Origin of the sequence: Mesorhizobium delmotii (genome assembly GCF_900149755.1) — a bacterium.
GTDB lineage: Bacteria > Pseudomonadota > Alphaproteobacteria > Rhizobiales > Rhizobiaceae > Mesorhizobium > Mesorhizobium delmotii.
The window spans coordinates 1329417-1351180 of sequence record NZ_FUIG01000013.1 but is presented as its reverse complement, the minus strand read 5'-3'; the positions used below and the strand labels follow the sequence as shown (position 1 = coordinate 1351180).

Annotated in this window: 14 protein-coding genes; 12 read left to right on the top strand and 2 right to left on the bottom strand. The window is 63.2% G+C overall.

Features of this window, described 5'->3' with window-relative positions; translation table 11 throughout:
• The first annotated feature begins 109 nt into the window (after positions 1 to 109).
• From BQ8482_RS07900 to BQ8482_RS07835, 12 genes are all read left to right on the top strand, one after another.
• On the top strand, positions 110 to 1507 hold the full coding sequence (locus BQ8482_RS07900; RefSeq protein WP_123146947.1) for an ammonium transporter: 1398 nt from the start codon (positions 110 to 112) through the stop codon (positions 1505 to 1507).
• A gap of 53 nt (positions 1508 to 1560) precedes the next feature.
• The gene (locus BQ8482_RS07895; RefSeq protein ID WP_244602655.1) at positions 1561 to 1749 is read left to right on the top strand and encodes a hypothetical protein; all 189 of its coding nucleotides are present in this window, start codon (positions 1561 to 1563) and stop codon (positions 1747 to 1749) included.
• A gap of 132 nt (positions 1750 to 1881) precedes the next feature.
• Positions 1882 to 2778, top strand: a complete 897-nt coding sequence (locus BQ8482_RS07890) for a class II glutamine amidotransferase (protein WP_029355349.1) — start codon at positions 1882 to 1884, stop codon at positions 2776 to 2778.
• Positions 2779 to 2782: 4 nt separating this feature from the next.
• On the top strand, positions 2783 to 3514 hold the full coding sequence (locus tag BQ8482_RS07885) for a GltB/FmdC/FwdC-like GXGXG domain-containing protein (RefSeq protein WP_123146945.1): 732 nt from the start codon (positions 2783 to 2785) through the stop codon (positions 3512 to 3514).
• 6 nt (positions 3515 to 3520) lie between these two features.
• A complete protein-coding gene (locus BQ8482_RS07880; protein ID WP_123146944.1) occupies positions 3521 to 4849 on the top strand; it encodes an FMN-binding glutamate synthase family protein in 1329 nt (442 codons plus the stop codon).
• Between the two features lie 37 nt (positions 4850 to 4886).
• Complete coding sequence (gene glnT / locus BQ8482_RS07875; protein ID WP_123146943.1) at positions 4887 to 6194, top strand: type III glutamate--ammonia ligase; 1308 nt, start codon at positions 4887 to 4889, stop codon at positions 6192 to 6194.
• Between the two features lie 92 nt (positions 6195 to 6286).
• Positions 6287 to 7540, top strand: a complete 1254-nt coding sequence (locus tag BQ8482_RS07870) for a sarcosine oxidase subunit beta family protein (protein WP_123146942.1) — start codon at positions 6287 to 6289, stop codon at positions 7538 to 7540.
• Between the two features lie 16 nt (positions 7541 to 7556).
• Positions 7557 to 7832, top strand: a complete 276-nt coding sequence (locus tag BQ8482_RS07865) for a sarcosine oxidase subunit delta (RefSeq protein WP_123146941.1) — start codon at positions 7557 to 7559, stop codon at positions 7830 to 7832.
• Between the two features lie 229 nt (positions 7833 to 8061).
• Positions 8062 to 11040: a sarcosine oxidase subunit alpha gene (locus BQ8482_RS07855; protein WP_165848494.1), complete on the top strand. Its 2979-nt coding sequence runs from the start codon at positions 8062 to 8064 to the stop codon at positions 11038 to 11040.
• A complete protein-coding gene (locus tag BQ8482_RS07850) occupies positions 11033 to 11662 on the top strand; it encodes a sarcosine oxidase subunit gamma (RefSeq protein WP_123147458.1) in 630 nt (209 codons plus the stop codon). The genes BQ8482_RS07855 and BQ8482_RS07850 overlap by 8 nt, the downstream gene beginning before the upstream one ends.
• A 232-nt stretch (positions 11663 to 11894) precedes the next feature.
• Entirely contained in the window at positions 11895 to 14264 is a 2370-nt protein-coding gene (locus tag BQ8482_RS07845; protein WP_123146938.1) for a trimethylamine N-oxide demethylase, read from the top strand.
• Between the two features lie 398 nt (positions 14265 to 14662).
• Positions 14663 to 16372 carry a trimethylamine N-oxide permease gene (locus tag BQ8482_RS07835; protein ID WP_123146936.1) on the top strand — a complete coding sequence of 570 codons (1710 nt, stop codon included), beginning with the start codon at positions 14663 to 14665 and terminating at the stop codon, positions 16370 to 16372.
• Between the two features lie 268 nt (positions 16373 to 16640).
• Here the strand turns inward: BQ8482_RS07835 and BQ8482_RS07830 are convergent, their stop codons facing one another.
• Both BQ8482_RS07830 and BQ8482_RS07820 read right to left on the bottom strand, forming a co-directional pair.
• A complete protein-coding gene (locus BQ8482_RS07830; protein WP_123146935.1) occupies positions 16641 to 18134 on the bottom strand; it encodes an aldehyde dehydrogenase family protein in 1494 nt (497 codons plus the stop codon).
• A 372-nt stretch (positions 18135 to 18506) separates the two neighbouring features.
• The gene (locus BQ8482_RS07820) at positions 18507 to 21647 is read right to left on the bottom strand and encodes an efflux RND transporter permease subunit (RefSeq protein WP_123146934.1); all 3141 of its coding nucleotides are present in this window, start codon (positions 21645 to 21647) and stop codon (positions 18507 to 18509) included.
• Between the last annotated feature and the right edge of the window lie 117 nt (positions 21648 to 21764).

Genomic DNA, 21764 nt, shown 5'->3' with positions numbered 1-21764 from the left:
CGGCGGCGGTCCGCGCCATATTGACTCAAAACTCCAAAAGCGCGCAATACTAACATGCAAAAAGTTTTACTGAGAGGCAAGGAACGCAACTGAACGGAGGGGACATGCAATGGAAGGGAATCTCAACGCGCTAACGACCATTTTCACGGAATTCTATTACTGGGTGACCATCGTCATGATGTTCCTGATCCATGTCGGGTTCTGCATGTACGAGGTGGGCGTGTCGCGTCGGCGCAATCATCTGAAAACGCTTATGAAGAATGCGATGGCGATCCCGCTCGTAACGATCACCTTCTATTTTTTCGGCTGGTGGATCTATTTCGGTTTCCCCAACGGGCCGGGCATCGCCGGCGGGCTTGTCACCGCACCATTCGCCGAATCGTGGAATCCGCTGATGGGCACCCACCTCTCCGGTGTCAATCCAGGCGAGACGGGGGTCACGCCTACCGATGCCGCGCTGTGGCATCGCCTCAACGGCGTGTTCTGGGGCGCCTTCCTGCTGTTTTCCATCACGACGGCGTCGATCGTCTCGGGTTCGATCATCGAGCGCGCGCGCTCGGGTGCGTTCTGGATCGTCGCGGTGCTTGTCGGCTCGGTCCTGTGGATCCTCGACGCATCCTGGGGCTGGCATCCGCAAGGCTGGATGGTGAAGCTGTGGGGCTATCATGACGCCTATGCGTCGGGCGTCGTGCACGCGATCGCGGGCGGAGCGGCGCTCGCCTTTCTCATCGTGCTGGGTCCGCGCATCGGCAAGTTCAGGCCCGACGGCACGGCGCGCGACATCCCGCCCCACAATGTCTGGCTGGTCACGATCGGCCTGTTCCTGATCTTCACCGGTTTCTGGGGCTTTTATGCCGCGTGCAACATTCCACTGATCAGCCCGGCCACGATTGCCGGCCAGATCACCGGCGAGACCTGGACGGCGACCAACATCTATCTCGCGCCGACCACGCTCTCGGCGATCACCTTCAACTTTCTGATGTCGCTGTCGGGCGGCATGCTCGCCGGCTACATCGTCTCGAAAGGCGACCCGTTCTGGACGTTCTCGATGGGGCTTTGCGGCATCATCTCGGCCTCGGCCGGCAACGACCTCTATCACCCGATCCAGGCGATGCTGATCGGTGCGATCGTCCCGACCATCTGCTACAAGCTGCATTATTTCGTCGAACGTCGCTTCAAGATCGATGATGCGGTCGGCGCCGTTGCAGTGCACGGCTATGGCGGCTTCCTCGGCGTCGTGGTCGCGGGCTTCATGCTGTGGGGACAGCCGTCCTCGCCCTATGAAGGCTTCGTGCACATCAACCCGCTCGGCAATTTCGCTGGCGCGGTGCTGATGTTCGTGCTCGGCTTCGTCCCCACCTTTGTCGTCTGCAAGATCCTCAACAGCATGAACCTGCTGCGCGTACCGGCGAAGGTCGAACTCGAGGGCGTCGACTTCGCCCTCAACCATGCGTTCGACGCCTCTGTCCGCGAAGTGGGAACCGCCGAAAAGGCCATGATCAAATAGTCAACGGGCAAGGAGAAACCGCAATGTCTACCAATGGAATGGAAAGTTGGGCCGTGGACCTCAAGGACATCGGCGCGATCTACCCGTTTCAGGGTTCTGAAGTCGTGATGGTCATCATCGGCCTCGTCTTCTGGATCGGGTGGCACGTCCTCCAGACGCGCCACGAGAACGCTGAAATCGAAGCCGACATGGCTGCGGATCGCACCGGAGAGGAAACCAGAAAGGCGATCGATCGCCATTAAGTCGCCACCGGTCGCCCTGGCGCGTCATTTGCACCAGGCGACTTGTCCAAGATGAAAAAAACTTTCATACGAGTTGAATTCGCTTGATGAAGCTGGTAGCACCTAAATCATACTTCAGCTCGGGAGCCTGACATGTGCGGAATCGTCGGACTGTTTTTGAAGGACAAGTCGCTCGAGCCCCGGCTTGGCTCGATGCTTTCGGAGATGCTGATCTCGCTCAGCGATCGCGGTCCCGACAGCGCCGGCATCGCCATCTATGGAGCGCCATCCGGCAACGAGGCCAAGATCACCATCCAGTCGGCAAAGCCGGAGCACGATTTCCGCAACCTGGATGCCGAACTCGCCAGGGCGATCGGAACGCCGGTGAACATCGCGGTGAAATCGACGCATGCGGTCGTCAGGACGACGCCCGACAAGATCGATGAAGTGCGCGAGGCGATCCAGGCGCTGCGCCCCGATATCCGCATCATGGGCGCCGGCGACGTCGTCGAAATCTACAAGGAAGTAGGCTTGCCGGAAGCGGTCGTCGACCGGTTCGACGTGCGCAGCATGACCGGCACGCACGGCATCGGCCATACCCGCATGGCGACGGAATCGGCAGTGACGACGATGGGCGCGCATCCGTTCTCGACCGGCGCCGACCAGTGCCTGGTGCACAACGGCTCGCTGTCCAATCACAACAATGTCCGTCGCGAGCTGATCCGCGAAGGCATGAAATTCGAAACCGAGAATGACACGGAAGTCGCGGCCGCCTATCTCTCCTCGCAGATGGCACATGGCAAGAATCTCGGCGAGGCGCTGGAAGGCACGCTGAGCGACCTCGACGGCTTCTTCACCTTCGTCGTCGGCACCAAGAACGGCTTCGGCGTGGTGCGCGATCCGATCGCCTGCAAGCCTGCCGTCATGGCCGAGACCGACCAGTATGTCGCCTTCGGCTCGGAATATCGCGCGCTCACCAAACTGCCCGGCATAGATAATGCGAGGGTCTGGGAACCCGAGCCCGCAACCGTCTATTTCTGGGAGCATTGAGTTCATGCCGGCAATCAACGTCTCCAAGGCACTCGACCAGGGCCATGCGTCACGGGTCTTCGACCTGGCTGAGATGCCGCTGCGCGAGCTCAACCAGGCGCTTCATAATTTGACCCTCGGTTCGAACGAGACCGCCTGGGAAGTGCTCAATCCGAAAGGCAGCCATTCGGTCGCCGTCGGCGTCGACCAGCCGGTCACCATCGATGTCCGCGGCAGTGTCGGCTATTATTGCGGCGGCATGAACGACGGCAGCGCCATCACCGTGCATGGCTCGGCCGGACCCGGCGTCGGCGAAAACATGATGTCAGGTTCGATAACGGTCAAAGGCGATGCCAGCCAATATGCCGGCGCCACCGGCAGGGGCGGGCTGCTGGTCATTGAGGGTAACGCGTCGTCGCGCTGCGGTATTTCGATGAAGGGCATCGACATCGTCGTAAATGGCAATATCGGCCACATGTCGGCCTTCATGGCGCAGTCCGGCAATTTGGTGGTGCTGGGCGACGCCGGCGATGCGCTCGGCGATTCCATCTACGAGGCGCGGCTGTTCGTGCGCGGCAAGGTCGGCAGCCTCGGCGCCGACTGCATTGCCAAGGAGATGCGGCCCGAGCATTTGGAGTTGCTGCAAGGCCTGCTCGACCGCGCCGGGGTGACCGGCGTCAAAGCGGCGGAGTTCAAGCGTTACGGCTCGGCGCGCACGCTCTACAACTTCAACATCGACAACGCCGAAGCGTATTGAGGCTCAATGACCTATCGCAACCCGCCGACGACGCCGCGCAAATCCGCGACCTTCGACGACTACACACTCTCCGAGATCCGCCGCGCCGCGGCGACCGGCATCTATGATATTCGCGGCGCCGGCGCCAAGCGCAAGCTGCCGCATTTCGACGACCTGCTGGTGCTCGGCGCTTCGATCTCGCGCTATCCGCTGGAAGGCTATCGCGAGCGCTGCGACACCAGCGTCGTGCTGGGTTCGCGCCATGCGAAAAAGCCGATCGAGCTGAAAATCCCGATCACCATCGCCGGCATGAGTTTTGGCTCGCTGTCCGGTCCAGCCAAGGAAGCGCTCGGCCGCGGTGCGACGCTGTCCGGCACCTCGACGACCACCGGCGACGGCGGCATGACCGAGGAAGAGCGCGGCCATTCCAAGACGCTGGTCTATCAGTACCTGCCGTCGCGCTACGGCATGAACCCGCGCGACTTGCGCCGGGCAGATGCGATCGAGATCGTCGTCGGCCAGGGCGCCAAGCCCGGTGGCGGCGGCATGCTGCTTGGCCAGAAGATCTCCGACCGCGTCGCCGAAATGCGCACGCTGCCCAAGGGTATCGACCAGCGCTCGGCCTCGCGCCATCCCGACTGGACCGGGCCCGACGATCTCGAGATCAAGATCCTGGAACTGCGCGAAATCACCGACTGGGAAAAGCCGATCTACGTCAAGGTCGGCGGCGCGCGGCCCTATTACGATACAGCACTTGCGGTGAAATCAGGTGCAGATGTCGTCGTGATCGACGGGATGCAGGGCGGCACCGCCGCAACCCAGGAAGTGTTCATCGAGAATGTCGGCCAGCCGACGCTTGCCTGCATCCGGCCGGCGGTGCAGGCGCTGCAGGATCTCGGCATGCATCGCAAGGTGCAGCTGATCATCTCGGGCGGCATCCGCAACGGCGCCGATGTGGCCAAGGCGCTGGCGCTCGGCGTCGACGCGGTGTCGATCGGCACCGCCGCACTTGTCGCGCTCGGCGACAACGATCCGCGCTGGGAGGCGGAATACAACGAGCTCGGCACCACCGCCGGCGCCTATGATGATTGGCACGAGGGCCGCGATCCGGCCGGCATCACCACGCAGGACCCCGAACTAATGAAACGGGTCGATCCGATAGCGGCCGGCCGACGGCTGGCGAATTATCTCAAGGTGATGACGCTGGAGGCTCAAACGATTGCCCGCGCCTGCGGCAAGAACAGCCTGCATAATCTCGAGCCCGAGGATCTCGTCGCGCTCACGATCGAAGCCGCCGCCATGGCCGGCGTGCCGCTGGCCGGGACCAACTGGATACCGGGGAAGAACGGCTTCTGATATCAAACTACCAAATACCAATAAGCGAGGAACTATAATGGGGAACGATCTCGCCGCCTTCGCCAAAGGGAACGGCGTCAAATATTTCATGATTTCCTACACCGACCTGTTCGGTGGGCAGCGCGCCAAGCTGGTACCGGCGCAAGCCATCGCCGAGATGCAGAAGGACGGTGCCGGCTTTGCCGGCTTTGCCACCTGGCTCGACCTGACGCCGGCGCATCCAGACATGCTGGCGGTGCCGGATCCGGATTCGGTCATCCAGCTGCCGTGGAAGCCGGAAGTCGCCTGGATTGCTGCCAATTGCATGATGGACGAAAAATCGGTCGAGCAGGCGCCGCGCAACACGCTGAGGCGGCTGATTGACGAGGCGGCGGGCGACGGTATGCATGTCAAGACCGGCGTCGAGGCCGAGTTCTTCCTGATCTCGCCGGACGGCAAGACGATTTCCGACGAATACGACACGGCGTCAAAGCCCTGCTACGACCAGCAGGCGGTGATGCGGCGCTACGATGTCATCGCCGAGATCTGCGACCACATGCTGGCGCTCGGCTGGGGCCCCTACCAGAACGATCATGAGGACGCCAACGGCCAGTTCGAGATGAACTGGGCCTTCGACGATGCGCTGGCGACCGCCGACAAGCATTCCTTCTTCAAGTTCATGGTCAAATCCGTTGCGGAAAAGCACGGCCTGCGCGCCACCTTCATGCCAAAACCATTCCCCGGCCTGACCGGCAATGGCTGCCACGCCCACATCTCGGTGTGGGACAAGGACGGCAAGACCAATGTCTTTGCCGACAACGCCATGGAGCTTGGCCTGTCGGCGAAGGGTAAGAATTTTCTAGGCGGCATCATGAAGCATGCCTCAGCACTTGCCGCGATCACCAACCCGACCGTCAATTCCTACAAGCGTATCAATGCGCCGCGGACTATTTCGGGCGCCACCTGGGCGCCGAACTCGGTGACATGGACCGGCAACAACCGCACCCACATGGTGCGCGTGCCCGGCCCCGGACGCTTCGAGCTGCGCCTGCCCGACGGCGCGGCAAACCCTTATCTGCTGCAGGCCGTCATCATCGCCGCCGGCCTCGACGGCATCCGCTCGAAGGCCGATCCCGGCAGGCGCTACGACATCGACATGTACCAGTTCGGGCATACGGTGGAGGGCGCGCCGAAGCTGCCGCTCAACCTGCTCGATGCATTGCGCGAGTTCGACAACGACAAATCGCTCAAGGCGGCGCTGGGTGAGGAATTCTCGTCGGCTTATCTAAAGCTCAAGCACCAGGAATGGAATTCCTATGCTTCCCACTTCACCCAGTGGGAGCGTGACCACACGCTGGATATCTAGAGCATCGGAACGAAAAGCGTGAGGCGATTTTCGGATGATTCCGATGCGTCAAGAAAGGTCCTGCGTGGCGCGAGCGACCTCGGAATAGATTTATGAAATACTCGATCTTCTCCCTCGCCCGCGCCGCATTTTCCGGCCACAAGACCTGGCAGCGCACCTGGCGCGACGCTAGCCCGAAGGATCACTACGACGTGGTGATCATCGGCGGCGGCGGTCACGGCCTGGCGACGGCATGGTTCCTCGCCAGTGAGTACGGCATCAGGAATGTCGCCGTGGTCGAAAAGGGCTGGATCGGTTCCGGCAATGCCGGCCGCAACACCACCATCATCCGCTCCAATTACGGGCTGCCCGGCAATACCGGCTTCTACGAGCTGTCGATGAAGCTGTGGGAGCGCATGGAGCAGGATCTCAACTACAACACTATGGTCAGCCAGCGCGGCGTCATCAATCTCTACCATTCCGATGCGCAGCGCGACGCCTATGCGCGGCGCGGCAACACCATGCGCATCAACGGCATCGATGCCGAACTCTTGGACCTTGCCGCGGTCAAGAAGATGATGCCGTTCCTGAACTTCGACAATGCGCGCTTTCCCGTGCAAGGCGGCCTGCTGCAGCGGCGCGGCGGCACGGCGCGCCACGACGCGGTGGTCTGGGGCTATGCCCATGCGGCGAGCGGGCTCGGCGTCGACATCATCCAGAATTGCGAGGTGACAGGTTTTTCGCGCGACGCCAACGGCAAGGTGACCGGCGTCGAGACTTCGCGCGGCACAATCGGCGCTGGCAAGGTCGGCATGGCCGTTGCCGGCAGTTCCTCGCGGGTCGCGGCGATGGCGGGACTGCGGCTGCCGATCGAGAGCCACGTGCTGCAGGCCTTCGTTTCCGAGGCGATCAAGCCGCTGATCCCCAACGTCATGACTTTCGGCGCCGGCCATTTCTACGTCAGCCAGTCCGACAAGGGCGGACTGGTCTTCGGCGGCGACATAGACGGCTACAATTCCTATGCCCAGCGCGGCAACATGCCTGTGATGGAAGACGTCTGCGAGGGCGGCATGGCGCTTATGCCGATGATCGGTCGCGTGCGCCTCTTGCGCCAGTGGGGCGGCATCATGGACATGTCGATGGACGGCTCGCCGATCATCGACAAGACCCCGGTGGACGGGCTCTATCTCAATGCCGGCTGGTGTTATGGCGGCTTCAAGGCAACGCCCGGCTCGGGCCTTGTGTTTGCCCATCTTCTGGCCCGCGACGAACCGCATAGGGAGGCCGCCAGATTCCGCCTCGACCGATTCCGGCGGGGCGCGATGATCGATGAAAAGGGCGTCGGCGCCCAACCGAACCTGCACTGAGGACGGTCCAAAAAGCATGCGTATTGTCTGTCCCTTCTGCGGCGAACGCGAACTCGGTGAATTCACCTATCTGGGCGACGCCAAGCCGCTGCGGCCGGCAGCCGGTGGCTCGGAAGACGAGGTGTTCGACTACGTCTATCTGCGCGACAACATTGCCGGCGAGACCAGCGAACATTGGTACCATGGCGGCGGCTGCCGGGCCTGGCTGAAGATCGCCCGCAACACGCTGACACACGAGATTTCCTCGGTCGAGCCGGCGGCGGGAGTCGGGGCAAGGCAGGTGGCAAAATGAGTATTCTTAGCCAACTCAGCGCCGCCCCTCATCCGCCTGCCGGCACCTTCTCCCCGTATAGTGACGGGGAGAAGGGAGATGGCCGCAACCTCGGCGCCCTTCCTGCTACGCTGGAGATTGGCGAAACCCTCAGTGAAGGCGTCCTTCTCCCCGTCACTATACGGGGAGAAGTGCCCGGCAGGGCGATGAGGGGCAGCGCGACGCTCTTGCATGGGGGCCGGGCATCGTGATTTCCAGCCAACCCAATCGTCTGCCATCCGGCGGTCTCATCGACCGCTCGGCGCCGCTGAATTTTCGCTTCGACGGCAAAACCTTTGCCGGCTTCCAGGGCGACACGCTCGCCTCGGCGCTGATTGCCAATGGCGTCAGGCTGGTCGGCCGCTCGTTCAAATACCATCGGCCGCGCGGCATCCTGACATCAGGCTCGGAAGAACCCAACGCGCTGGTCGAGCTGCGCACGGGGGCGCGCCGTGAGCCCAACACCAAGGCGACCACCGCCGAACTTTATGACGGTCTGGAAGCCGCCAGCCAGAACCGCTGGCCGTCGCTGCGCCACGATCTGATGGCCGTGAACCAGCTGTTTTCGCCGATCTTCGTCGCCGGCTTCTACTACAAGACCTTCATGTGGCCGGCAAAATTCTGGGAGGCGATCTACGAGCCGGCGATCCGCCGCGCCGCCGGTCTCGGCCGGGCGGCGGGCGTTGCTGACCCCGATCATTACGACAAGGCTTGGGCGCATTGCGACGTACTGATCGCCGGCTCCGGTCCTGCCGGGCTGGCCGCAGCGCTCGCCGCCGGCCGATCTGGCGCCCGCGTTATCCTGTGCGAGGAAGATTTTGCGCTTGGCGGCCGCCTGCTTTCCGACGGCGGCACGATCGACCGTATGCCGGCGGCCGAATGGATCTCCCGCACGCTGGCCGAGCTCGCCTCGCTGCCCGGCGTCCGCATCATGAACCGCACGACGCTGTTCGGCGTCTATGACGGCGGCACCTATGGCGCCATCGAACGGGTCAACGATCACCTGCCCTCCCCGCCGGAGCATCAGGTGCGCCAGCGACTGTGGCGGATAATAGCAAAGCGCTCAGTTGTTGCCGCCGGTGCCATCGAACGGCCGATCGTCTTTGCCGGCAACGACACGCCCGGCGTGATGATGGCTTCGGCGATGCGGACTTATGTCGCGCGCTATTCGGCAACGCCTGCAAAGCGGATCGCGCTGTTCACCAACAATGAGGATGGCTGGCGCACGGTAGAGACGGCGCTTGGCGCCGGATTGCAGATCGCCGCCGTCGTCGACGCACGGCCGGATGTGTCTGCCGCGCATCGCGCGCTTGCCGCCAAAACCGGCTTTGCCGTTTTGAACGGCTCCGTCGTCGGTGTCGAAGGCGGCAAGGACGGTGTCAGGAAAATCTCGATATCGCTGACCGGCTGCGCACGCGCCGAAGTCGAAGCCGACGGGCTTGCCGTTTCCGGCGGCTGGAACCCGGCGGTCGGGCTGACCTCCTACCATCGCGGCCGGCCGAAATGGCAGGATGATATATCAGCCTTCGTGCCGGACGGCGCCCCTCCGGGCATGGTGGCCGCCGGTGCCGCCAACGGCGCTTTTGGGCTCGGCGCCTGCCTGCGACAGGGATTCGCCGCCGGTGCGGCGGCAGCGCAGAGTGCCGGACACAGCGGCAATGCCGGCGCTCCGCCAGTCGCTGACGACGAGGCTTTTTCGCTGACCCCGCTCTGGCATGTTGCCGGCAAAGGGAAAGCCTTTGTCGACTACCAGCACGACGTCACCGCTGCGGACATCGAACTGGCGCAGCGCGAAGGTTTTGAATCCGTCGAGCATCTGAAACGCTACACGACGCTCGGCATGGCCACCGACCAGGGCAAGACCTCGAACGTCGCCGGCCTCGCCATTATGGCGGCGGTATCAGGCAAACCCATCCCCGAGACCGGCACGACGATCTATCGCCCGCCCTATGTGCCGGTCGCCATCGGCGCCTTCGCCGGTCATCATCGCGACGAGAATTTCCATGCGACGCGGCTGACGCCGTCGCATCACTGGGCGGCCGAACAGGGCGCGATGTTCGTCGACACCGGCCTGTGGAAGCGCGCGCAATGGTATCCGCGCGCCGGCGAGAAGGACTGGCTGGAATCGGTCACCCGCGAGGTCAAGGCGGTGCGCGGCGGCGTCGGCTTTTGCGACGTCTCGACGCTCGGCAAAATCGACGTGCACGGACCGGATGCCGGCGCGTTCCTCGACCGCGTCTACATCAACACCTTCTCCAATCTTGCTGTGGGGAAAGCGCGCTACGGGCTGATGCTGCGCGAGGACGGCATCGTCTATGACGACGGCACCACGTCGCGTCTGGCCGAGGACCACTATTTCCTGACCACCACCACCGCGAAGGCCGGGCCGGTGATGCAGCACCTCGAATTCTGCCGGCAGGTGCTGTTCCCAGAACTCGACGTGCAACTCACGTCAGTCTCCGACCAGTGGGCGCAATTCTCGATCGCCGGGCCGAGCGCGCGGGAGTTGCTGAAACAGGTCGTTGATGAATCCGAGGACCTCTCGAACGAGGGGTTTCCATTCATGGGAGCGCGGGAAGTAGCGCTTCGCGGCGGCATCGGGGCGCGGCTGTTCCGCATTTCGTTCTCCGGCGAGATGGCGTTCGAGATTTCCGTTCCGGCCCGCTACGGCGACGCGCTGGTGCGCAATCTGACGCTAGCCGGCAAACAATTCGGCGTGACGCCCTACGGCACCGAGGCGCTCGGCGTCATGCGCATCGAAAAGGGCCATGTCGCCGGGCCGGAACTGAACGGCACGACGACCGCCGCCGATCTCGGGCTTGGCAGGATGATGTCGACCAGGAAGGATTTTATTGGCCGCGTCATGGCCGGGCGCGAGGCGCTGGTCGCACCGGATCGGCAGGTCGTGGTCGGCATCAAGCCGACCGACAAGACGCGCCGCCTGCGCTCCGGCGCACATGTCATCCCGAAGGGCGAGATACCGGGTTCCGCCAACGATCAGGGCTATGTCACGTCGGTCTGTTTCTCGCCGACGCTTGACCAGTGGATCGGGCTCGCGCTTGTCGAGCGCGGCCGCGAGCGCATCGGCGAGATCGTCCATGCGCATGACCCGCTGCGCGGCGAAGACTATGACGTCGAGCTGTGCAATCCCGTCTTCTACGATCCGGATGGAGGGCGCCAGCGTGGCTGAAATTTCGTGGATTTCTCGCAGTCCGCTGGAGCATGTCCTTGTCGTGGGCGCCTATGGCGCGCGCGACGTCGAACCGGGCATTTCGCTCACCGAGATTCGCAATTTCGACCTGATCCAGATCATGGCGCGGCGCGGCAAAGGGGCGGAACTGGCAAACGCTGCCAAGGCCCGTTTCGGCATGGCGGCTCCGGAGGTGCCGAAGGCCGTCAGCGCTTCGGACGTGATGCTCATCTGGTCGGGGCCGGATCAGTTCCTCGTCCTGTCGAAGGGCGGCAAGCATGCGATCGACATTTTGAGCCAGGCGTTTTCGCAACCCGCCTCGCTGTCGGACCAGTCGCATGCGCGCGCCCTGATCAGCGTCTCGGGAACGAAGGCGCGCGCCATGCTGGCCAAGCTGTCGTCGCTCGACCTGCACCCGGCGTCATTCCCTATCGGCGCCGCTGCCGCGACATCGATCGATCATACCAGTGTCAATCTCTGGCGTGGAAATGACCGGCCGGATGGGCAGGCGGTGTTCAATCTTCTGGTGTTTGCAACCTTCGCCGAAAGCCTGTGGCGCACGATGCTCGACGCTGCCGCCGAATACGGCGTTGATATCGGGCATTCCGAGGAGTTGGGGTAGCATTTGCTTCTTCTCTTCTCCCCTTGTGGGAGAAGGTGGATTGGCGCGTAGCGCCAAGACGGTTGAGGGGTGTTGGACGGAGTGCGGCCGATGCCAAGCTGGAGCACACCCCTCATCCGACCGAGCTCCGCTCGCCACCTTCGCCTTGCCAAGTCCAGCCTTCCGAGCCTATTCTTGCTGCTAAAATAATTTCACGTACAGGCAAACTTGTTTCTCAAGACATAGGGTTGAGATGAGCCAGTCGCCCTACCCCGCCGTCGCCGCCGGACCGCCCCGGCCGAGCCTCATCCTGCGGCCCGGCCAAATGGCGCTGCCGGCTGGCATGGAGCGCTATTTCGTTCACGGCAATGGCGCGGTGCTCATCGATGTCGAGGCCGGCGATACCATCAGCGTACGCAACGTAGAGGGCGGCCAGGCTTGCGAACTGCTGGCTTGGGACACGAGCGGCGCTACCGACCCCAGCATTTTAGGCGAGAAATCGCACAGCAACGCCGCCGGCATCAAGGCGCTGCTGGCCGATGGCGACGACAGCCTCGCTTCCTTGCGCCGAGGGCTCGAGCGACGCCAGGTGCAGCTTGATCAGGCAAAGGCGGTTCGCGTCTTCGGCGGCGCCACCCCGGCCGGCACCGAACAGGGTTTTACCGTCGCCCGTAATGGGTCGATGCTGATCGCTGCCCCGGGCGGGCCGATGCTGGTCGACGGCCACGACACGGCGACACCGCTCAACGTCATCGTCCGCCGCGCCACGATCCGTCCGGTGGCGAAGTCGCAATTGGGCGATCCCCTAGCCGACCCGGTGCTCGACCTGCGTGTCCATTCGGCGACCGCGGAAGCCTACTTCGTCAAGGCAGGCGACTATCTGCAGATCATCGATGTCGACGGGCGCCAATGCACCGACTTCCAGTGCTTTTCGGCGCGCAAGCTCGACAAGGGCAGCGATCATCCGCTCGACGTGACGACGACCCGCACGCTGATGGGCTCGAGCTATCCGATGCCAGGCCTGCACTCGAAATACTACGATCAGGACATGGAGCCGCTGGTCGAGGTGGTGCAGGACACATGCGGCCGGCACGATGCATTCGCGCTCGCTTGCGCCGCCAAATATTACGACGACATCGGCTATCCCGGTCACCCCAACTGCTCGGAGAATTTCAACCGCGCGCTCGCCGACAAGGGCGTCACCCCGCGCGCCGGCTGGATGGCGATCAACTTCTTCTTCAACACGGCGATCGACGCGCATGGCGTCATGGTGTCCGACGAGCCGTGGTCGCGGCCGGGCGACTATGTGCTGCTGCGCGCCTTGACCGACATCGTTTGCGTTTCGTCGGCCTGTCCCGACGACACGACGCCGGCCAATGGCTGGAATCTGACCGACATCCATGTGCGGACCTATTCCGGCCAGCACAAATTCTCGCGAGCGATCGCCAGACGCATGACGCCCGATTCGGAACCGAAAATGACCCGCGAGACCGCTTTTCATTCGAGCTTTGCCAAGCACACCCGCAACTTCGTCGAGTACAGGGGCTATTGGCTGGCCAATTCCTTCGCCAGGCAAGGCCAGATCGACGAATACTGGGCCTGCCGGCGGGCTGCCGTGATCATGGACCTGTCGCCGCTGCGCAAGTTCGAGGTCACCGGCCCGGATTCGGAAGCGCTGCTGCAATACACGCTGACCCGCGACGTGAAAAAACTCGGGGTCGGCCAGGTGGTCTATTCCGCCATGTGCTACGAGCATGGCGGCATGATCGACGACGGCACGCTGCTCAGGCTCGGCAAGGACAATTTCCGCTGGGTCGGCGGCGACGATCTTTCCGGCGAATGGCTGCGCGACACCGCGACGAAACTCGGCCTCAACGTGCTGGTGCGCTCGTCGACCGACCAGATGCACAATGTCGCCGTACAAGGACCGAAGAGCCGCGACATCCTCAAAGAGATCATCTGGACCTCGCCGTTGCAGCCGTCGATCGAGGAACTCGAGTGGTTCCGTTTCGCCGTCGCCCGCATCGGTGGCGGCAACGGCATTCCCGTCGTCGTTTCGCGCACCGGCTATACCGGCGAGCTCGGCTACGAGATCTGGTGCCATCCGCGCGATGCCGAAAAGGTGTTCGACGCCATCTGGGAGGCCGGCCAGCCGCATGGCTTGAAGCCGATGGGGCTGCAGGCGCTCGACATGGTGCGCATCGAGGCCGGACTGATCTTTGCCGGCTATGAGTTTTCCGACCAGACTGATCCGTTCGAGGCCGGCATCGGCTTCACCGTGCCGCTGAAGAGCAAGACCGACGATTTCATCGGCCGCGAGGCGCTGATCCGGCGCAAGGAAAACCCGCAGAAGAAACTGGTCGGCCTCGACATCGACGCCAATGTCGCGGTCGGCCATGGCGATTGCGTCCATGTCGGCCGCGCCCAGATCGGCGAGATCACTTCGAGCATACGCTCGCCGCTGCTGAACAAGACCATCGCGCTGGCCAGGCTCGACGTCACCCATTCCGCGATCGGCACCGAGGTCGAGATCGGCAAGCTCGACGGCCACAGCAAGCGGCTGCCGGCGCGCGTCGTCGCCTTCGCCCACTACGATCCGCAAAAGACCAAGCCGCGCTCCTGACGGCAGCATCCCTTGCCTTCTCCCCCTGTGGGAGAAGGTGGATCGGCGCGCAGCGCCGAGACGGAAGACGGGTGTTGGACGGAGTGCTGTCGGTGCCAAGCTGGATCACCCCTCATCCGACCTCGCGGAGCCTGTCCTCGGGCTTGCCGGAGGCAAGACCCGTGGGCGAGGCCACCTTCTCCACAAGGGGAGAAGGTAAGAGCATGTTCCACATCTGCGATGTGCATAGCTTCACAAAAACGCTTGACGTGAAAGCGTGACGCGTCGATGTTCACTGTCAAGAAAAAAATACTACTGAGCGGAAAACACCTGAGGTCGTTCAACGCGTGCGTCGGTGACGCCTCGCGCGGTTGCGACTGTCGCCGATGGGGAACATCAGAAATGGGGAATTCACGTAAATGAGCACGATAGTCTCTGCCTTAGTGCCGCCTGCCGAAGGGAAGCTGCACCGCAACATCGATTGGCGCGGCGCCTTCTGGGTGGCAAGCGGCGTTCCCGCCCTTGTCCTGTTTTCGATCGGCGGCATTGCCGGCACGACCGGTAAGCTGGCCTTCCTGATCTGGACCGTGTCGATGATCATGGGCTTCCTGCAATCCTTCACCTATGCGGAAATCGCCGGCCTGTTCCCGAACAAGTCCGGCGGCGCTTCGATCTATGGCGCCACCGCCTGGCTGCGCTATTCCAAGTTCATCGCGCCGCTGTCGGTGTGGTGCAACTGGTTCGCCTGGTCGCCGGTGCTGTCGCTCGGCTGCTCGATCGCCGCGGCCTACATCCTCAACGCGCTGGCGCCGGTGCCGCTGTTTACCGACACCTCACCGGAAGTCGCCGCCTATATCGCCGCTAATACGGGGACCAGTGCCGCCGACGCCATCACGGCGGTGAGCGCGGCCGCCACACCAGCGATCCGCAACTGGACGCTCTACGGCCACACGCTGGGCCCGGTCTCCTTCACCTTCAACGCCACTTTCTTCATCGGTGCGGTGCTGATGCTGATCATCTTCTCCATCCAGCATCGCGGCATCCTGGGCACCGCAAATGTGCAGAAATATATCGGCCTGTTCGTCATCATTCCGATGCTGATCGTCGGCGTCGTGCCGATCGTCACCGGCCAGATCGACTGGGCGAATTTCTCGCCGCTGGTGCCGCTCGCGGCCGCCTATGCGCCCGAGCCCGGGGCGTGGAACATTGCCGGCTGGACGCTTGTTCTCGGCGGCATGTTCATCGCCGCCTGGTCGACCTACGGTTTCGAGACCGCCGTCTGTTACACCTCCGAGTTCAAGACTCCCGGCACCGACACCTTCAAGGCGATCTTCTATTCCGGCTTGCTGTGCATGCTGCTGTTCATCCTGGTGCCGTTCACCTTCCAGGGCGTGCTCGGCTTGAACGGCATGCTGGCGACCCCGATCGTCGACGGCTCCGGCGTTGCCGATGCACTGGCCAGCATGGTCGGCGGCGGCCAGCTGATCCATAGCCTTCTGGTGATGCTGATGATCCTGGCCCTGGTGCTGTGCATCATGACGGCGATGGCGGGCTCCTCGCGCACCCTCTACCAGGGCTCGGTCGATGGCTGGCTGCCGCGCTATCTCAGCCACGTCAACGAGCATGGCGCCCCGACCCGCGCCATGTGGACCGACCTGATCTTCAATCTATTCGTGCTGGCCATCGCTTCGGCAGATGCAACCAGCTTCTTCTTCATCCTCGCCGTGTCGAACTGCGGCTACATCATCTTCAACTTCCTCAACCTCAACGCCGGCTGGATCCACCGCATCGACAACGGCCATATCGTACGGCCATGGCGCGCGCCGAGCTGGCTGCTCGGCCTCGGCGCCATCTTTTCCTACGTCAACATGATCTTCATGGGCGCCGGCGCCAAGGTCTGGAACCCGATGGCGCTGTGGGCAGGGCTGATCACGGCTGCCCTCATCATCCCGGTGTTCTGCTTCCGGCATTACATCCAGGACAAGGGCAAATTCCCCGACCACATGCTGGCTGATCTCGGCATGAATTCGTCCGATCTCGCCGTCAGAAAGGCGGGAATCCTGCCCTACCTGACGCTGATCGCCGGCGTCGTGTTGATGCTGCTCGCCAACTGGCTGTTCGTCATCTGATACCAGCCTCAAGGGGATCAAGCGCGCGACGCGCGCCTGATCCCTGCATGCTTTGTTCTTGCTTTGTGCCGGCAGTTATGCTAGTGATTCAGTTGTAGTGCCGATTGACACCGATGACCCGCCGCCGAGGCGGGTTTTTCGTTTCAGGCCTAAAGCGCGTCGCGTTTGACCGGCCTCATGCGACGCGCTTTAGGTTGTTTTTTTATGCATGTCGTTATTGCAAAACCGCTGCACACTTTTGCGCGACATGCATTATTCGGCGGATCGCTCAATCGATCTTGATGAACACGCCCTTGGTGTTGAGATACTCGTCGAGGTGCTCGGCACCGCCCTCGCGGCCGTAGCCGCTCATCTTGTAGCCGCCGAAAGGCACGGCCGGATCTATGGCGTGATAGGTGTTCACCCAGACCGAGCCGGCGCGGATTTTTCGAGATAGCTGGTGCGCGGTGGCGACATTGCGGGTGAAGACCCCCGCTGCAAGACCATAAGGCGTGTCGTTGGCCCGCTCGACCGCTTCATCCAGTGTATCGAACGGCAATGCCGAAATGACCGGCCCGAAGATCTCCTCGCGCGCGATCTTCATGTCGTCCGAAACGCCGGCAAAGACGGTCGGCGCGACGAAATTGCCGGCGGCCAGCGCACCCTCCACAAGGCGTGTGCCGCCGGTAACGAGGGTCGCGCCCTCCGCCGTGCCGGCCTGGAGATACGAGGCGACCCGTTGCAGCTGCTTTTCGGAGACGAGCGGGCCGATCTCGGTTGCCGGATCGATGCCGTCGCCGACCCTGAGACCCTCGGCATAGGCCGCCAGCCGCGCGACGAACTCGTCATGGATGGAGCGTTCGACGAACAGGCGCGAGCCGGCGATGCAGATCTGGCCGGAATTGGCGAACACCGACATCGCCGCCACCGGCACCGCTTTGTCGAGATTGGCGTCGGCGCAGACGATGACCGGCGACTTGCCGCCGAGCTCCAGCGAGACGCGCTTGAGGTTGCCGGCCGAGGCCAGGACGATCGACTGGCCGGTCGCCGTCGAGCCGGTGAAGACGATCTTGTCGACACCCATATGCTCGGCAAGTGCGGCACCTGCCTCGGCGCCGGTGCCGGTCACGATGTTGACGACGCCTGGCGGGACGCCGGCCTCGTTCATGATGTCGGCGATCAAAAGCGGCGTCAGCGGCGCCTCTTCCGAAGGTTTCAGCACCACCGTGCATCCGGTCGCCAGCGCCGGCGCGATCTTCCAGATCGAAGCGGCCGTCGGTGCGTTCCACGGGATGATGGCGCCGACGACGCCGACCGGCTCCTTGCGCGTGAAGGAGACGATTTCGCCCGGCAGCGAGTTCTCGATCGTCTCGCCATGCAGGGACGTCGCCATGCCGGCATAGTAGCGCAGCATACCGATGATGCGGTTGCGGTTGGCGCGGGTGCGCACGATCGGCATGCCCATGTCGGTCGTGTCCGACCGGCTGATCTCCTCCCAGTGTTTTTCGAAGAGGTCGGCGATCCTGAGCAGCAGCACCTGCCGCTCATAGGGCTTGAACCGGCTCCACGGCCCGTCGAAGGCCCTGCGCGCCGCGGCCACCGCTAGCTCGACGTCCTGGCGATCGCCGCGCGGCACCGTGGCAATGACCGCGCCGGTGGCTGGATTGCGGGTTTCCAAGGTGCGGCCCGAGCTGGCGTCGACCCAGGCGCCATCGACGAACATCTTGCGGTGGCGTCCGTCGATCGGCTGGCACAGCGCCACCGGTGTCTGAGCTACGGTCATGACGTCCTCCTCGGCGCGGTAGTCACTCTCAGTTCACATTAGCGGTATCGTTGTATCGACTCCGTGGGTGATCTGTAACGAATTTGTGCGACGACCAAGAGGCGAGATCAGTGTCGCGCCAAGCAACAATCACTTGAGATTAATCATCGATCTCTGCGCCGCCCCTCATCGCCCTGCCGGGCACTTCTCCCCGTATAGTGACGGGGAGAAGGACGCCTTCGCAAAGGATTTCGCCAATATCCAGCGCTTCAAAGAAGCGCGCCGAGGGGTGCGGCCAGCCCCTTCTCCCCGTCACTATACAGTCACTATACGGGGAGAAGATGCCGGCAGGCAGATGAGGGGCGGCGCCAACGTGCGCGATTGCCTCGACCGTTATTCGGCTGCCAGGGCCAGTTGCGGCCTTTCGCTTGCTTCTGCCGCCTCGGCCGCCTGCTCCGCATCTTCGGCCTTCTTGCGCTCCCTGCCGAAGAACAAGGCATAGCCTGCCGGAAGGACGAGGATGGTGAGCACGGTGGCGACGAGGATGCCGCCCATCATGGCATAGGCGAGCGGACCCCAGAAGACGCCGCGCGAAATCGGGATCAGCGCCAGGACCGCCGTCAACGCCGTCAGCATGATCGGCCGGAAACGGCGGACCGCCGAGCCGATGATGGCCTCCGAGCGTTCCATGCCGGCCGCGATATCCTGGTCGATCTGGTCGACCAGGATGATCGAGTTGCGCATGATGATGCCGAGCAGGGCGATCACGCCGAGGATCGCGACGAAGCCGAACGGTGCGCCACTGATCAAAAGTGCCGCCGCCGCGCCGATGATGCCGAGCGGACCGGTCGCCAGCACCAGCATCGCCTTGCCGAAGTGCTGCAGCTGGATCATCAGCAGCACGACGATGACGGCCAGCATGATTGGAGCTTTCGCAGCAATGGAGGCCTGACTTTCGGCCGAATCCTCGGCGCCGCCCTGGATCTCGATGTTGTAGCCGGGTGCCAGACCGTCGCGCAGGCCTTGCATCTCGCTGTACATCTTCATCACGACATCGTTCGACTGCACGCCATCCGGCAGCGTGGCACGCACGCTGATGGTCGGCAGGCGGTCGCGCCGCCATTCGACGCCTTGCTCCAGCACCGGGACGACCTTGGCGATCTGCGACAGCGGCACGAAGCCACCGAAATCCGTCGGGACAGAGACCGAGTCGACCGCCGACAGCAGGTGGCGGCTCGCCGCTGGTTCCCGGGCGACGATCGAAACGGTCTCCTCGCCGTCGCGGAAATCATCGAGCGGCGCCCCCGACATGCTTGCCTGCAGCATCTGGCGGATGCGCTGCGAGGTGACGCCGAGCGCCCGGGCGCGATCCTGGTCGATCACCAGCTTCATCTCCGGCACCGGCTCCAGCCAGTCGTCGTGAACGGCGCCGAGCAGCGGATTTGCCTGGAACTTCGCCTTCACCTCGTCGGCGATGCGGCGCACCTCCTGGCGATCCGGGCCCATGACGCGCATCTGCACCGGCCAGCCCGTGGGTGGCCCGAGGAACAGGCGGTCGACCTTGGCCCGGACCGACGGGAAATCCTCGGCCAGAATGGTGCGCAGCTTGACGATCAGCCGTTCGCGGGCCGGTTCGTCATTGGCCATCACCAGAAGCTGGGCGAAGTTCGGATTGCGAAGCTGCTGGTCGAGCGGCAGGAAGAAGCGCGGCGCGCCCTCACCGATATAGGTGGCGATGAAGCGCTTGTCCTTGTCGTCCATCATCCTGGTTTCGAGCGCCTTGGCCTGCGTCTCGACTTCCTTGATGCTGGTGCCCTCCGGCAGCCAGAGGTCGACAAGGATTTCCGGACGCGATGACTGCGGGAAGAAATTCTGCGGGATGAACTGGAACGCCCACAGGCTGGTTGCGAAGGTCACCAGTGTCATGACCAGCACGATGATGCGGTGGCGCACGGACCAGCCGACGGTGGCGCGAAGCCGGCGGTAAAAGGGCGTATCGAAAACATCGTGATGGCTGCCGGCGTGTTTTCGCTGCTTGAGGATCATATGACCAAGCCACGGCGTGAAGTAGACCGCCACGAACCAGGAGACGACCAGCGCGATGCCGACGACGTAGAACAGCGTACGTACGTATTCACCGGCCGTCGAGGCGGCGAAGCCGACCGGAATGAAGCCGGCCGTGGTGATCAGCGTGCCGGACAGCATCGGGAAGGCCGTCGAGGTATAGGCGAAGCTCGCCGCCTCGACCTTGACCAGTCCTTCCTCGAGCTTGCGCTCCATCATTTCGACGACGATCATCGCGTCGTCGACGAGCAGGCCGAGCGCGATGATCAGCGCGCCGAGCGAAATGCGCTGCAGATCGATGCCGATCTCGTACATGATGGCGAAGGTGGCGGCCAGAACGAGCGGAATGGTGATCGCGATCACCAGGCCCGAACGCCAGCCGATCGTCAGGAACGAGACGACAAGCACGATCAACAGCGCCTCGCCAAGCGCTTCCATGAACTCGGTCACCGCTTCCCTGACGACTTCCGGCTGGTCGGCGATCTGATCGACCGAAACGCCGTAAGGCAACGCCTCTTCGAAGCGGTGATAGGTCGCCTCAACGTCCTTGCCGACATCGGTGACGTTGAAGCCCTTGGCCATGACGACACCGACCTGGACACTGTCGTGGCCGTTGAAGCGGTATTTGCGCTGATAGGGGTCTTCGAGGCCTGTGGTCACGGTGGCGATGTCGCCGAGGCGCGTCACCTGGTTGCCGGCGCGCAGGCGAAGTTCGCGAATGTCGGCCGCCTCCGTCACGTTGCCTTCGACCGAGATGCGCACCGAACGCTGGCCGGTGTCGACCGAGCCTGCCGGATCGACATTGTTCTGGCCCTTGATCGCGTTCTGCAGATCGGTGAGCGTCAGGCCACGCTCGGCAAGCACCTTGGACGAAACGTCGATGTAGAGTTTTTCCGGCTGGTCGCCGATGATCACGGCCTTTTCGACGCCGGGCGTCGTCAGCAGCATGTCACGCGCCTGGATGGCTAATTTCTTCAGCTCGGGATAGCTGTAGCCGTCGCCGCTGATCGAATGCAAGGTGATGAAAGTGTCGCCGAACTCATCGTTGAAGTAGGGCCCGAGCAGCCCCTGAGGCAGCTCATTGGCGATGTCGCCGACCTTCTTGCGCACCTGGTAAAAGGCATCCGCGACTTGCGTGGGATTGGTGTCGCCTTCCACCTGCAAGGTGATGATGGCGCTGCCGGCGCGCGTGTAGGAACGGACGAAATCGAGATGCGGGGTTTCCTGCAGCTTGCGCTCGATTTTGTTGACGACCTGGTCCTCCATCTCCTGGATCGAGGCCCCCGGCCAGACAGCCTGGACGACCATGACGCGGAAGGTGAAGTCCGGGTCTTCCTTCTGGCCCATGCGCATCAGGCCGAGCGCACCGGCAACGATGATCAAGCCGAACAGGAACCGCGCAATGCTCGGGTGCCCGATTGCCCAGCGCGAAAGATTGAAGGGCCGCTTTTCATTGGTGTCGGTGGTCATAGCGCCAGTCCATTTGTCTGATCGTCAGCGCACGCACACGGCATGCCCACGGAGCTTCTAATGCTGGCTTCCGGGCGGCGAGGCTTTCCGAGCGGAGAGACACTCATCGCGGTGGGA

Coding starts and splice junctions, on each gene's coding strand:
- glnT (WP_123146943.1), top strand. CDS start 4,887: ATGGGGAACGATCTCGCCGCCTTCGCCAAAGGGAACGGCGTCAAATAT.
- BQ8482_RS07845 (WP_123146938.1), top strand. CDS start 11,895: ATGAGCCAGTCGCCCTACCCCGCCGTCGCCGCCGGACCGCCCCGGCCG.
- BQ8482_RS07870 (WP_123146942.1), top strand. CDS start 6,287: ATGAAATACTCGATCTTCTCCCTCGCCCGCGCCGCATTTTCCGGCCAC.
- BQ8482_RS07885 (WP_123146945.1), top strand. CDS start 2,783: ATGCCGGCAATCAACGTCTCCAAGGCACTCGACCAGGGCCATGCGTCA.
- BQ8482_RS07830 (WP_123146935.1), bottom strand. CDS start 18,134: ATGACCGTAGCTCAGACACCGGTGGCGCTGTGCCAGCCGATCGACGGA.
- BQ8482_RS07880 (WP_123146944.1), top strand. CDS start 3,521: ATGACCTATCGCAACCCGCCGACGACGCCGCGCAAATCCGCGACCTTC.
- BQ8482_RS07865 (WP_123146941.1), top strand. CDS start 7,557: ATGCGTATTGTCTGTCCCTTCTGCGGCGAACGCGAACTCGGTGAATTC.
- BQ8482_RS07820 (WP_123146934.1), bottom strand. CDS start 21,647: ATGACCACCGACACCAATGAAAAGCGGCCCTTCAATCTTTCGCGCTGG.
- BQ8482_RS07890 (WP_029355349.1), top strand. CDS start 1,882: ATGTGCGGAATCGTCGGACTGTTTTTGAAGGACAAGTCGCTCGAGCCC.
- BQ8482_RS07900 (WP_123146947.1), top strand. CDS start 110: ATGGAAGGGAATCTCAACGCGCTAACGACCATTTTCACGGAATTCTAT.
- BQ8482_RS07835 (WP_123146936.1), top strand. CDS start 14,663: ATGAGCACGATAGTCTCTGCCTTAGTGCCGCCTGCCGAAGGGAAGCTG.